The sequence below is a fragment of the Francisella halioticida genome, from assembly GCF_002211785.1.
Classification (GTDB): domain Bacteria; phylum Pseudomonadota; class Gammaproteobacteria; order Francisellales; family Francisellaceae; genus Francisella; species Francisella halioticida.
This window is the reverse complement of record NZ_CP022132.1, coordinates 919,259-933,865: the sequence shown is the minus strand read 5'-3', so window position 1 is coordinate 933,865 and position 14,607 is coordinate 919,259. Positions and strand designations below refer to the sequence as shown.

Genomic DNA, 14,607 nt, shown 5'->3' with positions numbered 1-14,607 from the left:
AAGTCTTTTTCAACAACTAGTCTGATCTACCCCGTCAATTTGTGACAGTTTACTACTTCATTTTCCATTATATATTCAAATTGATATGGAGTCATATAATTTATTGTAGAATGTCTCCTTTTTGTATTATAGTAAGCTTCAATATATTCAAATATTGATAGTTTAGCTTCTTCTCTAGTTTTATAGCTTTCATCATGTACTAACTCTACTTTTAAAGTTCCAAAGAAACTTTCACAAGCAGCATTATCGTAACAGCATCCTTTAGAGCTCATACTTGATAGTAGCCAGTGTTCTTTAATAATGTCTTGATATTGTTTGCTACAGTACTGTGACCCTTTATCAGAGTGTATAATCACACCACTAGGAAAATTTCTTCTAAAGAATGCCATATTTAAAGCATTACAAACTAAATCCGCTTTCATCCTAGAATCCATTGCCCAACCAATAACTGATCTTGAGAATAAATCTATAATCACACAAAGATACAGCCACCCCTCTTGTGTAGGTACATAAGTTATATCTGTAACCCACCTATGATTTACAGATAAAGCAGTGAAGTTTTGTTCTAATAAATTATCATAAACATGTTTGTTGTGGTTAGAATCTGTAGCTTTCTTATGCTTACGAGCCGCTTTAGCATGTAAACCAAGTAATTTCATACGTTTAGATACTCTAGGTTGAGTAACTTTCCAACCCATATCTAAACTGTCCATGTTATTCAATACCACTTTATAAAATATTTTTATTCCTTGCTTTTATGCAGCATCTAAAATACCAGAATATACTTCATCAGGAGTCATATATCCAATACTAGAATGTAGTCTTTCATTGTTGTAAATATCAATATATTCTTTGATACCTACTTTAGCCTCTTTCATAGTTATATATGATGCCGGATAAACATTTTCATATTTCAGTGTTCTCCAAAATCTCTCAATTGCAATATTATCTATAGATCTTCCTTTAGCATCCATAGATATATTTATTTTATTATCAGATAATATTTTAATATGCTCTTTTGCTGTATATTGAGTTCCTTGATCAGAGTTAAAGATATCAGGTTTACCATATTTAAATAACGCTTCTTTTAACACACTAGTTGTTAGATGTGTATCCATAGTATTAGAAATCTTCCAAGCTAGTGTTTTCTTGCTATGCCAATCTATTATGGCTACTAAATATGCATACCCACATTCTAGTCTAATATACGTGATATCAGCACTCCATACCTTATTAGCTTTATCTATAACAACCTGATTCGTCTCATTTTTAAATACATTAAGTAAGTATGGATATTTCTTGTGTTGCTTATTAATGACAGTTGTCTTTTTTTTAGGATACAATGCCTTAATACCCATGAATTCCATAGCACTTTTGATTAGCTTCCTTCCAACTAGAAATCCTAATCTATTTAGCAACTTTACTAGCCTTCTCGTACCATAATATGGATGTTTAGTATGTATCAAATCTATTGCATTTAATAGTTTAATATCATCATTACTACTAAATTTTGATATTGGTGTATAATAGTACACACTCTTAGATACAGATAATAGTTTAAGCTGATTATTTAAAGATAATTCTAGCTTAGTATCTACAGAGTTTACTCTATCATTTGATGATACCAAGCTTTTTAGCTTTCCCATTAAAAAATCCCTCTCTACTATTACCTCGACTAGTTTTTTACTTGTTGCATCTTTATCTTTTCTAAGCTCATCTATTTCCTGCTTATACTCCTTAACAATAGAGCTTTTATCAAATGCTAAGCAAGCATTAGATAAAAATTGCTGCTTCCAATTGTGCACGTTTTTAGGAAGTAAATCATACTTACTTGCTATCTCATTAACTGTCATATCGCCTTCTAGCAATTCTATAATTACTTTAGCTTTAAAATCAGCTGTATACGTTACTCTTTTTTTACTCATTTATCTATTTCCTAATTTATCTAGTTAACTTTAACATCTAGGAATAAAAATCTTTCTAAAATCAGTAGCTTTTTCTGGGGACATTATAGTCTTGATAAGATCTAAATATTTAAAAAAAATCGCTCGTAGAACTTTTCATCTAAAGATAAATTATTTGGATGTGAACCTGATAATCCTTGTGGAACTTTAAGACCATGCTGACTATAGAACTCTATCCAATATTGTGAAACTGTAAAATCACTTTCAGAAATATAATTAAGTTTATGTTGAGTAAAATATTTTTGCTTACTTACTAAATTAAAAACTTCATGAATTAGTTCTGAACAGTACAGTTTTTTTTCTATATTTGGTAAAAATAATTTGTTATAGCCAAAGCCTATAAACTCTTCTGCCTGTGAAATAATTTTATCTAAGAAATTTTGATCTTCATTCACACGTGCTACAAGAACCTTTTTATTTGAATATTTTGATATATCTGTCCTAATAACACCATTAATATCTATTGCTTCAACAAGCTCTCTATAACCCATATATAACACACAATGATAGTAACTATGTTGATCATATCCCATTGATAATTCAGAAATATTCTTTTCAGAACTATCTGAAATAAATATGACATCACCTTTCTTCAGGTTTTTAATATTCATAATAGATCTTTTAATTTCTCTTCATCTATAACCTCAACACCTAAGTCCTGCGCTTTTGTAAGCTTACTGCCAGCATTATCACCATAAATAACCATATCTGTTTTTTTAGAAACACTTGAGGTAACTTTTGCTCCGATTGATTTTAAGAAATGAGTAAGCTCAGTTCGATTATAACTTTCAAAAGTTCCCGTAATAACTACAGTCTTACCGGCAAAATTATCATTATTTATTTGTTCGACTTTCTCTGGATTTTGTATATTGACACCAATACTTAGAAGATTGTCAACTATATTTATATTTAATGAATCTTGCCAAAAAGAAACTATATTATTAGCCATAATTTCACCAATATCACTAATTTCCACTAATTCTTCAATAGTTGAGTTTTTAAAGTTTTCTAAACTATCAAAATGATTTGTCAAAGCCTCTGATGAAACTTCACCAATATCTTTGATCCCAATAGAGAAAATAAATCTCGCTAAACTTGGAGCTTTACTTTTAACAATAGAATCTAAAACATTTTGTGATGATTTATTACCCATTCTCTCAAGATTAATCAATTGCTCAAAGTTAAGCTTATATATATCAGCCGGATACTTAATTAAATCTGCAATAACTAATTGTTCTATTAGTTTTGCCCCTAACTTATCTATATCCATTGCTTTACGTGATACAAAATGTTTCAGACGCTCTGTAGTTTGTGCTTGGCAATGCCATCCACCAGTACAACGATAAATAGCTTGGTCATTAACATTTTCAATAGAAGAGCTACATATTGGACAACATAATGGCATCTCTACTACTTGCGAATCTAATTTGCGATATTGTGGTAATGATTTGACAACCTCAGGAATAACATCTCCAGCTCTACGTACTATTACCCTATCACCTATACGAATATCTTTGCGCACGATCTCATTGAGATTATGCAATGTAGCATTTGAAACTATGACTCCACCAACAGCCACTGGCTTAAGTCTAGCTACAGGAGTAATAGCACCTGTTCTACCTACCTGGAACTCAACATTTAAAACTTCAGATTCAACCTCTTCTGCAGGGAACTTATAAGCAATAGCCCACTTTGGTCCTCTAGCAGTATAACCAATAGCATCTTGTAATTTAATATTATTTACTTTAAAAACTAAGCCATCAATATCATAAGCTAAATCAGCACGCTGATGACTCATTTTATGATGATATTCTTCAAGTTCAGCAAAGTTTTTTGCTAAGAACATATTATCACTGATAGTAAAGCCAAAACCTTTTAACTGATTCATCAAATCAAATTGTGTTTCTGGATGGATAAAATCATTTGAAAAATAACCTATCCCATAGCTGTATAATTTTAAAGGACGCTTTGCTACAACTTTAGAATCTAACATCCTAATACTACCAGCTGCGGCATTTCGTGGATTTGCAAAAGTTTTACTTTCACTAACTTGCATATATCCATTAAGAGCCAAGAAGCTTTGTTTATCCAAAATAATCTCACCACGGACTTCTAATTCTTCGGGAGGGTTTACTGTATTAAGTTTAAGCGGGATATTTCTAATAGTTTTAACATTCTTTGAAACCTTTTCACCTTGAATACCATCACCACGCGTCACAGCATAGTCAAATTCACCATTTTTATAAAAAATACTAATTGCTAAACCATCCATTTTAGGTTCACATTCAAGCTTAACATCATACTCAATTTTTTCATAAAAATCTTTAAGCTCATCAAGACTAAAAACATTGGCTAAGGAAGTCATTTTCTTTTTATGCTTTATAGTTTCAAAACCTGACAAAACCTCTCCACCAACTCGATCAAGCACTGAGTTTACTGGTTTAAACTGAGGATTATCATCAACTAAATCTTGAAGCAACTTAAAGAGCTTATCATAATTAGAATCAGAAATTATAGGTTTATCTAACGTATGATAAAGGTAACTTTGTTGATTAAGAAAGTCTGCTAGTTTATCTATGTTTAGTTTTAGTCCTGCCTGATTAAGGTCACTATAATTTATAGAAAAAAAATCATTAACATCCATATTAACAAGAATGGTTTATAAGTTATTTTATAAGAGATATTTTATACTATTTAATTACTTTGCATAAGTTAAAACCCAATCAAATTTCATAATGTTTTAAAGCTAAGATATACTATAAAAACCACCTTAATTACTCTTAAAAATATTGCTAACAGCCTCATCATATGATATAAAGTTAAATTGCAAAAATAAGACTGTATACATAACTGAAGTAACAGTACTTGTGATTAGCATTGGTATTGACCTAATTTCATAGGCAATAATAATTTAAAAATTTAACAAAAAAACGGACTTGATTTATGCAACAGGTACCCAAATATGTCATTGTCGGCGACGGCAATGTAGCATCTCATATGTGCTACTATTTTGAGTGTTTAAAACTTGATTTTAAACACTGGTCGCGCAAAGAAGAAGTAACTAAATTAGACAGCTTATTAGATAAAACAACTCATGTTTTAGTCTTAATCAAAGATGATCAAATAGAAAATTTCATAAATGATAAGCTTTTTGATAGATTAGATTTTTTAATCATCATTCACTTCTCTGGCGCGCTGAATATTGGAAGTGCAATTGGAGCTCACCCGCTCCAAAGTTTTCCTGACAAATCTTTATACTCCTTTGAAGAGTACAAATCTATCCCATTTATTATAGATAATAAAGATATAGAGTTTAGTAAACTCTTACCTGGATTGCCTAACCATGATTTCTCGATAGATAAACAGTCGAAACCTTATTATCATGCTATGTGTATTCTAGCAAATAATGTAACAACACTAATATGGAAAAAGTTTTGCTCTGAAATGGAGTCTCGTTTTAATATTGATAAAATTCATCTAATTCCCTATTTAGAAAAAACATTTAAAAATATCAAAGAAAACCATAATTCATTATCTGGACCAATTGCACGAGGCGATCTTATCACACTACAAAAAGATCTCGATGCTTTGGTAAATGATAATTTTTATGATTTTTTTAAAACTATAGTGAATCAATTCTCAATTAAGGACAAAATATGAAATCAGTTTTAAGTTTCAAAAAAGCTAAAGTTAATCAACAAAAAATATCTGTGATTACTTGCTATGATTACTCTTTTGCAAATATTATAAATCGTACTAATATAGACTGTATCCTTGTCGGTGATAGTGGTGGTATGGCTTTACTTGGTAAAGAAAACACTACCTATACTACTTTAGCAGATATGCAATTTATGACAAAAGCTGTATCTCGAGGAGCTAAGGATAAACTTATAATTGCTGATTTACCTTTTATGAGCTATCGTCAATCACTTGAGGTAACAATGCAATCTGTAGCAACTTTAATACAGTCAGGAGCACATGCTGTTAAATTAGAAGGATGTACTGGTAATCTAGATACAATTAAACATATTGTTGCTTCTGGAATTCCTGTAATAGCCCATATAGGTCTAGCCCCACAATTTATAAACGGATTAGGAGGATATAAAATTCAAGGTAAAACTGAAGATGCTGCTAAAACACTAATTAATGAAGCAAAACAACTACAAGAAGCCGGCTGCTTTGCAATAGTATTAGAATGTATACCTGATAAAGTTGCTAAACAAATCACACTATCTTTAAATATCCCAACAATAGGTATAGGTGCAGGTTCAAGTACTGATGGACAAGTTATTGTTCTACAAGATATGTTAGGAATGAATATGGATTTCCAGCCTAAGTTTGTAAAAAAATATGCAGATTTATCGCAGCTTTTATTAAAAGCGATAAATACCTATTCTGAAGAAACAAAAGCTGGCATTTTTCCAAGTAAGGAACATTCTTATGATTATAGCTAGCAACATTCAGAAATTTCAGTCAGTACGATCTAGTTTTGCACAGGATAAAAAAGTTGGTTTCGTTCCTACTATGGGGACTCTACATAGTGGACATATTAGCTTAATTAAAAAAGCTCAACTAGAAAATGATTTAGTTATAGTTAGTATTTTTGTAAATCCAACACAGTTTAATAGTAAGTATGATTTTCAAACTTATCCTAATCACTTACAACAAGATATAGAAATACTAGAATCTTTAAGAGTAGATATATTATTTAATCCAAATCAAAAAGATATATATCCAGATGGCGACTCTCTTAAAATACAACCTAATGTTGAAATAGCTAGTATTTTAGAAGGAAAAGCTCGCCCTGGGCATTTTAGTGGTATGTTAACTGTTATTCTAAAGCTTTTACAAATAACTAAACCAAATAATATATATTTTGGTGAAAAAGATTATCAGCAACTAATATTAGTTAAGCAACTTGTTAAAGATTTTTTTATTGATACCAAAGTAATAGGTTGCCCTACAACTAGAGAAGATTTTGGCTTACCTCTTAGCTCTAGAAATAAGAACTTAACGAACTCTAATACTCAGATCACTAAAGAGATTTACAACATCCTTAAACAAGATAATTTTTCTGACTTAAAAAGCCTTAGTAACAAAATCGGGGCTACTGAAGCAAAATTAGAATATATAAAAGAAATGGATAAAAGAATATTTCTGGCATTTTATGTTGGAAAAGTACGTTTAATTGACAATTTTTTAAAAAAAACAGGACCATCATGCTAATTTCAGTATTAAAATCAAAAATTTCATATGCTACAGTAACAGGTAAAGATCTATTTTATGTTGGAAGCATAACTATAGATAGCGAGATAATGAAACAAGCCAACATTATAGAAAATGAGAAAGTTCAGGTAGTTAACTTAAATAATGGCGAACGTTTAGAAACATATGTAATAAAAGGACAAGCTAACAGTAAAACTATTGCTCTAAATGGTCCAGCTGCTAGAAAATGTGAAATAGGAGACCAACTTTTTATAATCTCATATGCACAGATTAATCCTAGTAAAGAAAGCCTAAAGCCTAATTTAGTTGATCTAAAACACGGAGAATGAAATATGATAGCATGCATTGATATCGGAAATACACATATATTTGGTGGAGTCTTTATAGGGGATGAAATTAAATATAATTTCAGATACCCTTCAACCACTCCATGTACCTCTGATACTTTAGGTATATTTTTACTTTCATTCTTTGAAAGAAAAAAATTAGATATCGAAGATATTGAGGCTGTTGTACTTTCATCAGTAGTACCTCATTTAGAGTATTCTGTTAACTCTGCATGCAAAAAATATTTAGGTATTACTCCTCTTGAGCTTAAACCTGGTATAAAAACAGGATTAAAACTTAGTATTAAAAACCCTCTAGATCTAGGTGCAGATCGTGTTGCCAACTCAGTTGCAGCGATATCTCATTTTCCATCAAAAAACATCATCATTGTCGACTTTGGAACTGCTACAACTATTTGTGCTATCTCAGAAAATAAATCATATATTGGTGGAGCAATCTTACCAGGAATTAGTTTATCAATGGATAGTTTATCAAGAAAAACAGCAAAGCTCTCTAATGTTACAATATCAAAACCTGACTCAGCCTTAGGTAAAACTACAATATCGCAGATCCAATCTGGTTTAGTATATGGTCAACTAGGAGCTATCAAAGAAATAATTAGTCGAATATCTAAAGAAAATTTTTCTGATACTCCTCCAGTATTAATAGGTACTGGAGGCTATGCTCATCTGTTCGAAAGTGAAAGGTATTTTGATATTATTATTCCTGATTTATTACTTCATGGTTTAAAAATAATTAATAAAATGAATAGATAATATAAGTCTGTCTATTTTATAGTTATTTAATGGTTTATTGGAAATTTAAATATAAAAAATGATCTACCCCGTCAATTTGGAACAGTTTACTACTTCATTTTCCATTATATATTCAAATTGATATGGAGTCATATAATTTATTGTAGAATGTCTCCTTTTTGTATTATAGTAAGCTTCAATATATTCAAATATTGATAGTTTAGCTTCTTCTCTAGTTTTATAGCTTTCATCATGTACTAACTCTACTTTTAAAGTTCCAAAGAAACTTTCACAAGCAGCATTATCGTAACAGCATCCTTTAGAGCTCATACTTGATAGTAGCCAGTGTTCTTTAATAATGTCTTGATATTGTTTGCTACAGTACTGTGACCCTTTATCAGAGTGTATAATCACACCACTAGGAAAATTTCTTCTAAATAATGCCATATTTAAAGCATTACAAACTAAATCCGCTTTCATCCTAGAATCCATTGCCCAACCAATAACTGATCTTGAGAATAAATCTATAATCACACAAAGATACAGCCACCCCTCTTGTGTAGGTACATAAGTTATATCTGTAACCCACCTATGATTTACAGATAAAGCAGTGAAGTTTTGTTCTAATAAATTATCATAAACATGTTTGTTGTGGTTAGAATCTGTAGTTTTCTTATGCTTACGAGCCGCTTTAGCATGTAAACCAAGTAATTTCATACGTTTAGATACTCTAGGTTGAGTAACTTTCCAACCCATATCTTTAAGCTCTTTGTATATCCTAACACTTCCATATCTAGATTTATGTTCATTAAAATAGCATCATCTAGTTCAGCATCATTATATTGCCTTTTATCTATAGGTTTATGAATCCATCTGTAATATGAAGATGTGCTCACATTCAAAGATTTACATAGTGTTGTTACTGGCATAACTTTATAATGCTCCTTAATAAAGGCGTACCTTACAGATTTTGCTTTGCAAAGTACGCTGCTGACTTTTTTAGTATTTCACGCTCTGTTTCTGCCTGTTTGAGTTTTTTCTTCAAATCAGTATTTTCAAAAGATAGTTGCTGGTACTGCGTTTTATAATCTATCTTTATTTCTTTCTGAGGGTTTGACATGGCTTTGGATATCCAACTGCAAATGGTTTTATATTTAACCCCTAAGTTATCTGCTATTTCTCGTCTATTTGCATCTGGTTGTAAACATAATTTAACAGCTTCATCTTTAAACTCTTTTGTATATCTCATCTTGTCTCCTTTTCTTAACACCTAAGTGTCCCAAATAGGAGGGTATGATCAAAACACTTAAATAGAAACAGTGTCTGTCAGATTGAATTTGAGCTATTACAATTCTATAAATTATTAATTAACCAAACTCAAAAGAAGTGATGCCATAAATTTCATTGACTGGTAATTGTGGTTGATCATATAAATACATACGCCCTGTTTCAATATAATGTCCCCAGAAAAAGCTACTGATTTTAGAAAGATTTTTATTCCTAGATGTTAAAGTTAACTAGATAAATTAGGAAATAGATAAATGAGTAAAAAAAGAGTAACGTATACAGCTGATTTTAAAGCTAAAGTAATTATAGAATTGCTAGAAGGCGATATGACAGTTAATGAGATAGCAAGTAAGTATGATTTACTTCCTAAAAACGTGCATAATTGGAAGCAGCAATTTTTATCTAATGCTTGCTTAGCATTTGATAAAAGCTCTGTTGTTAAGGAGTATAAGCAGGAAATAGATGAGCTTAGAAAAGATAAAGATGCAACAAGTAAAAAACTAGTCGAGGTAATAGTAGAGAGGGATTTTTTAATGGGAAAGCTAAAAAGCTTGGTATCATCAAATGATAGAGTAAACTCTGTAGATACTAAGCTAGAATTATCTTTAAATAATCAGCTTAAACTATTATCTGTATCTAAGAGTGTTACTATTATACACCAATATCAAAATTTAGTAGTAATGATGATATTAAACTATTAAATGCAATAGATTTGATACATACTAAACATCCATATTATGGTACGAGAAGTCTAGTAAAGTTGCTAAATAGATTAGGATTTCTAGTTGGAAGGAAGCTAATCAAAAGTGCTATGGAATTCATGGGTATTAAGGCATTGTATCCTAAAAAAAAGACAACTGTCATTAATAAGCAACACAAGAAATATCCATACTTACTTAATGTATTTAAAAATGAGACGAATCAGGTTGTTATAGATAAAGCTAATAAGGTATGGAGTGCTGATATCACGTATATTAGACTAGAATGTGGGTATGCATATTTAGTAGCCATAATAGATTGGCATAGCAAGAAAACACTAGCTTGGAAGATTTCTAATACTATGGATACACATCTAACAACTAGTGTGTTAAAAGAAGCGTTATTTAAATATGGTAAACCTGATATCTTTAACTCTGATCAAGGAACTCAATATACAGCAAAAGAGCATATTAAAATATTATCTGATAATAAAATAAATATATCTATGGATACTAAAGGAAGATCTATAGATAATATTGCAATTGAGAGATTTTGGAGAACACTGAAATATGAAAATGTTTATCCGGCATCATATATAACTATGAAAGAGGCTAAAGTAGGTATCAAAGAATATATTGATATTTACAACAATGAAAGACTACATTCTAGTATTGGATATATGACTCCTGATGAAGTATATTCTGGTATTTTAGATGCTGCATAAAAGCAAGGAATAAAAATATTTTATAAAGTGGTATTGAATAACATGGACAGTTTATTAATCTAAAAATTACTAATCAATTTCTAGATATATACTGTCATTTATTCTATAATTAATTGCATATTATGTAAACTATTCTTTTAAAGTTAAGGCCAATAAAACTATGCGTATAATACTTCTTGGAGCTCCTGGTGCTGGCAAAGGGACTCAAGCAAAGATAATTGAACAAAAATATAATATTGCTCATATCTCTACAGGTGATATAATTAGGGAAACTATTAAATCAGGAAGTCAACTTGGTAATGAATTAAAAAAAATACTAGATGCTGGTCAGCTAGTCTCAGATGAATTTATTATAAAAATTGTCAAAGATAGAGTATCTAAAGAAGACTGTAAAAATGGTTTCTTACTAGATGGAGTCCCTCGTACTATATCTCAAGCTGAACAATTAGATAAGCTGGGTATAAATATAGATTACATAGTTGAGGTTGATATTGATAATAAACTTCTAATAGAAAGAATCACAGGTAGAAGAGTGCATCCTGTATCAGGTAGAACTTACCACATAAAATTCAACCCTCCAAAGGTTATGGATAAAGATGATGTGACTGGTGAACCATTAGTAATTCGCACTGATGATAACGAAGATACCGTAAGGGAAAGACTTTCTATATACTACCAGCAAACTGCCAAGCTAATTGACTTTTATAAAAACTTCTCCTCAAACAATACTAAAATTCCTAAATATATTAAAGTTAATGGGGCTCAAGCAGTTGAAGAAGTATCTCAAAATATTTTTAATAATATAGATTAATCCTACCATTTAATTTGAACATTCTAAAAGCAACTCTATAAAAGATGTATATTTTATTGCTCCATAATAAGATAGCCCTATTTGACAGCTTTTATTAAAACTAACTCCTATTTCACAACCATCTACTTGATCCTTTAGTGAATTTAAACTAGCTTTATTTAATTCAGGAGTTGTAAAACCTTTATCTCCAGCAAAACCACAACAATATATTCTTTCAGGAATTATAATCTCATCACAACATTTATTTAAAGCATCAACATATTTGTTATCTATGTTTTGCTTTTTAGTTGAACAATCTATATGTAAAGCAATTTTTTTGAATTTTCTCTCTAAATCTAATTTTTTTAAATTATCTAATATTAAATCATGAATATTTAATATTTTAACATCATGATCTTTAACAAAATTTGCACAAGAGCTATTATCGGTCACAACATAATCATAACAATCAAAATCTATACTATTTTTTAAAAATTCTTGTGATGCTTGTTGCTGCTTATGATTTACTTGAGAATGATACATTTGTCCGCAACACAGTTTGTTTATTTCATTAGGATAGCTAACATCAAAACCAAGATTCTCTAAAAGTATTTGACTTGGATATTTTTCATAATTATTATCTCCCGCAAAAATTCTATTTGGACATGATGGTAAAAGTAACACTTTTTCATTACTCAAAGATTGAGAGTCAGTAAATTTAGACTTCTGGGCTTCAGGCATAGTTTCTAAATATATAGGTATAGATTTAAACTTACCATGAAGACTTTCTGTTAGTCTTTGTAGATTTTTCTTACCAAAAATATTGCCTGCTAGATTACCTAACTTAACTTTTTGTTTTGCAACATTTATTTGCCTAGCATGATCTAATATTTTATCATTATGCTTTTTTTTACCAAGAATGAAAGTACCCGTATCTATATCTACAGGACAACAAGTTTTACAAAGACTAGTTGTTGCACAAGTCTGGATACCATAATATTGATAATCTTTAAGCCATTGCTCTTTTTGCTCTCTCTCTAATGTTTCTATTTTTCTTGCTACGGTATTTCTTTGCCTAGGTGTCAAAGTTAAGTTTCTCGATGGACACACCGGTTCACAAAAACCACACTCCATACACTTATCTATCTGACTATCAACACTATTTAATTTTTTAAGATTCTTCGTGTGTAAGTTTTTATTTTTTGTTAATTTAACATCAGGATTTAAAATGTTTTTCGGATCAAATAAGCTTTTAATTTGCCACATAATATCCAAGCATTTCTCACCCCACTCAACTATTGCAAATGGAGAAATGTTTCTGCCGCTACCATGTTCTGCTTTCAAAGAACCATTATACTTTTTAGCAACTAAACTTGTTAGTTCATGCATAAATTCATCATACTCTAAAACTTCATTTTTATTATTGAAATTTGGAGTAAGAACAAAATGAATATTACCTGCTAAAACATGACCAAAAATAGCTGCATTTAAGTAATTATATTTCACAAATATTTTTTTTACATCTTTAATAAGATTCACAAGATCTGGAATATTTACAGCTATATCTTCAATTAAAACACTACTACCTTTTGGTCTTTGCCCAGCTATTGTTGGTAATACACCATTTCTAGCTTTCCATAAAGTTTGTATTTCATTTTCATCTTTCCTAAAACCTACTTGATGAACAATATCTGTTTGTTTTATATAGCCATTTACTTTAGCTAACTTTAATTCTAAAGTTTGATAATCTTCCTCAGCAAACTCAACCATAATTGCTGCTATATTTTTATCATCTAGAGAAATCAGAAACGGCTGTAAATCTGCAACATCTGAAACTGATTTTAATGATAAATAATCCAAAAGCTCAACAGATGAAGGGTTAAGTGGAGCAATCTTTATTGTTAAATTTATAAGCTCATCAAGTTGTCCATAAATAAGATTTAACGCTTTTTGCTTATATTCAGGAACAGTATTTAAAGTAACACTACTAACAAACCCCAAGGTTCCTTCAGAGCCAATTATAAGTCGCTCAATAATCTTTATAGGATCATCAAAGTCTAGAAAAGCATTTAAGCTATAACCACTAGTATTTTTTATAGCAAATTTTTTTGTTATAGACTCAATTAATTCTAAATTACCTTTTATTTGTTGTTGAATATTTAAAATTAAATTTACAAAATACTTTCTATTTTCTTTAAAGTTTATAATACTCGTTTTATCGGCTGTATCAAGAACGACTCCATCTGCAAAAACTACTCGCATAGAACTTAATGTGGCATACGAATTTTTTGCAGTGCCGCAGCACATACCACTTGAATTATTTGCTATAATACCACCAATTTTAGCAGTATTAATTGATCCTGGATCTGGGCCTATTTTTCGATCATATATTTTAAGATACTTATTTGCCTCTGCTCCAATTATACTCGGCTGTAATTTTATTTTTTCACCATTATTTAAAATCTGATAATCTAGCCATGAATCAGGTGCCAAAACCACCAAAACCTCATCAGTTACAGCTTGACCTGAAAGACTAGTACCTGCTGTTCTAAAGGTAAGTTTGATATCGTATTGACTAGCTAAGTTTATAATCTGAATAACTTCATGTTCCTTCTTAACAATTAAAACAAGTTTAGGAACCATTCTATAAAGACTAGCATCTGTTGAATATGCATATCTTAAAAGTTTATTCTCAACTATTTGATTATCACCTAAAAAATCACTAACTTTAGATTTAAATTCTTGCAGCATTAAAAACATATTTAGAAAATATCCTAATTGAGAGTATATACATAAAATACTTGAAAATATAGGATTTACCTTTATGTCTTTATT

General features: G+C 30.2%; 16 protein-coding genes. 8 read left to right on the top strand and 8 right to left on the bottom strand.

The annotated features are described in order from the left end of the window. Window positions 1-26: 26 nt before the first annotated feature. From CDV26_RS05070 to ligA, 4 genes are all read right to left on the bottom strand, one after another. Window positions 27-698: an IS3 family transposase gene (locus tag CDV26_RS05070; RefSeq protein ID WP_157671476.1), complete on the bottom strand. Its 672-nt coding sequence runs from the start codon at window positions 696-698 to the stop codon at window positions 27-29. A gap of 57 nt (window positions 699-755) precedes the next feature. Next, a complete protein-coding gene (locus CDV26_RS05065; RefSeq protein WP_088772359.1) occupies window positions 756-1,925 on the bottom strand; it encodes an IS3 family transposase in 1,170 nt (389 codons plus the stop codon). Window positions 1,926-2,026: 101 nt separating this feature from the next. Continuing rightward, window positions 2,027-2,575 (bottom strand): YiiX/YebB-like N1pC/P60 family cysteine hydrolase, encoded by a 549-nt coding sequence (locus CDV26_RS05060; RefSeq protein WP_088772358.1) that lies wholly within the window; start codon window positions 2,573-2,575, stop codon window positions 2,027-2,029. Next, a complete protein-coding gene (gene ligA, locus CDV26_RS05055) occupies window positions 2,572-4,608 on the bottom strand; it encodes an NAD-dependent DNA ligase LigA (RefSeq protein ID WP_088772357.1) in 2,037 nt (678 codons plus the stop codon). Before ligA ends, CDV26_RS05060 begins: the two co-directional genes overlap by 4 nt. 299 nt (window positions 4,609-4,907) lie before the next feature. Here ligA and CDV26_RS05050 point away from each other — a divergent pair, with 299 nt between their 5' ends. The 5 genes from CDV26_RS05050 to CDV26_RS05030 are packed head-to-tail and all read left to right on the top strand — an operon-like array spanning window position 4,908 to window position 8,293. Continuing rightward, window positions 4,908-5,624: a DUF2520 domain-containing protein gene (locus tag CDV26_RS05050; protein WP_088772356.1), complete on the top strand. Its 717-nt coding sequence runs from the start codon at window positions 4,908-4,910 to the stop codon at window positions 5,622-5,624. After that, window positions 5,621-6,418, top strand: coding sequence for a 3-methyl-2-oxobutanoate hydroxymethyltransferase (gene panB, locus CDV26_RS05045; RefSeq protein ID WP_088772355.1), 798 nt, complete (start codon window positions 5,621-5,623; stop codon window positions 6,416-6,418). The genes CDV26_RS05050 and panB overlap by 4 nt, the downstream gene beginning before the upstream one ends. Then, window positions 6,405-7,190: a pantoate--beta-alanine ligase gene (gene panC, locus CDV26_RS05040; protein WP_088772354.1), complete on the top strand. Its 786-nt coding sequence runs from the start codon at window positions 6,405-6,407 to the stop codon at window positions 7,188-7,190. Before panB ends, panC begins: the two co-directional genes overlap by 14 nt. Continuing rightward, window positions 7,184-7,519, top strand: a complete 336-nt coding sequence (gene panD / locus CDV26_RS05035) for an aspartate 1-decarboxylase (protein WP_088772353.1) — start codon at window positions 7,184-7,186, stop codon at window positions 7,517-7,519. The genes panC and panD overlap by 7 nt, the downstream gene beginning before the upstream one ends. A 3-nt stretch (window positions 7,520-7,522) precedes the next feature. Next, complete coding sequence (locus tag CDV26_RS05030) at window positions 7,523-8,293, top strand: type III pantothenate kinase (RefSeq protein ID WP_088772352.1); 771 nt, start codon at window positions 7,523-7,525, stop codon at window positions 8,291-8,293. 63 nt (window positions 8,294-8,356) lie between these two features. Here the strand turns inward: CDV26_RS05030 and CDV26_RS05025 are convergent, their stop codons facing one another. Genes CDV26_RS05025 through CDV26_RS05020 form a run of 3 tightly spaced genes read right to left on the bottom strand, consistent with a single transcriptional unit; the run spans window position 8,357 to window position 9,542 of the window. Then, window positions 8,357-9,028, bottom strand: a complete 672-nt coding sequence (locus CDV26_RS05025; protein WP_088773454.1) for an IS3 family transposase — start codon at window positions 9,026-9,028, stop codon at window positions 8,357-8,359. Beyond that, the gene (locus tag CDV26_RS12065; protein WP_157671307.1) at window positions 8,986-9,201 is read right to left on the bottom strand and encodes a hypothetical protein; all 216 of its coding nucleotides are present in this window, start codon (window positions 9,199-9,201) and stop codon (window positions 8,986-8,988) included. Before CDV26_RS12065 ends, CDV26_RS05025 begins: the two co-directional genes overlap by 43 nt. A gap of 32 nt (window positions 9,202-9,233) precedes the next feature. Next, complete coding sequence (locus CDV26_RS05020; RefSeq protein WP_157671249.1) at window positions 9,234-9,542, bottom strand: transposase; 309 nt, start codon at window positions 9,540-9,542, stop codon at window positions 9,234-9,236. A 271-nt stretch (window positions 9,543-9,813) separates the two neighbouring features. On the opposite strand from CDV26_RS05020, the gene CDV26_RS13000 reads away from it, so the two are divergent. The 3 genes from CDV26_RS13000 (at window position 9,814) to adk (ending at window position 11,793) form a co-directional block, all read left to right on the top strand. After that, window positions 9,814-10,260 carry a transposase gene (locus tag CDV26_RS13000; RefSeq protein WP_245806430.1) on the top strand — a complete coding sequence of 149 codons (447 nt, stop codon included), beginning with the start codon at window positions 9,814-9,816 and terminating at the stop codon, window positions 10,258-10,260. Next, on the top strand, window positions 10,221-10,982 hold the full coding sequence (locus tag CDV26_RS12995) for an IS3 family transposase (protein ID WP_338029169.1): 762 nt from the start codon (window positions 10,221-10,223) through the stop codon (window positions 10,980-10,982). Before CDV26_RS13000 ends, CDV26_RS12995 begins: the two co-directional genes overlap by 40 nt. A gap of 160 nt (window positions 10,983-11,142) precedes the next feature. Continuing rightward, window positions 11,143-11,793 carry an adenylate kinase gene (gene adk / locus CDV26_RS05005; RefSeq protein ID WP_088772351.1) on the top strand — a complete coding sequence of 217 codons (651 nt, stop codon included), beginning with the start codon at window positions 11,143-11,145 and terminating at the stop codon, window positions 11,791-11,793. 9 nt (window positions 11,794-11,802) lie between these two features. Here the strand turns inward: adk and CDV26_RS05000 are convergent, their stop codons facing one another. After that, on the bottom strand, window positions 11,803-14,523 hold the full coding sequence (locus CDV26_RS05000; protein ID WP_088773453.1) for an FAD-binding and (Fe-S)-binding domain-containing protein: 2,721 nt from the start codon (window positions 14,521-14,523) through the stop codon (window positions 11,803-11,805). Window positions 14,524-14,607 lie beyond the last annotated feature (84 nt).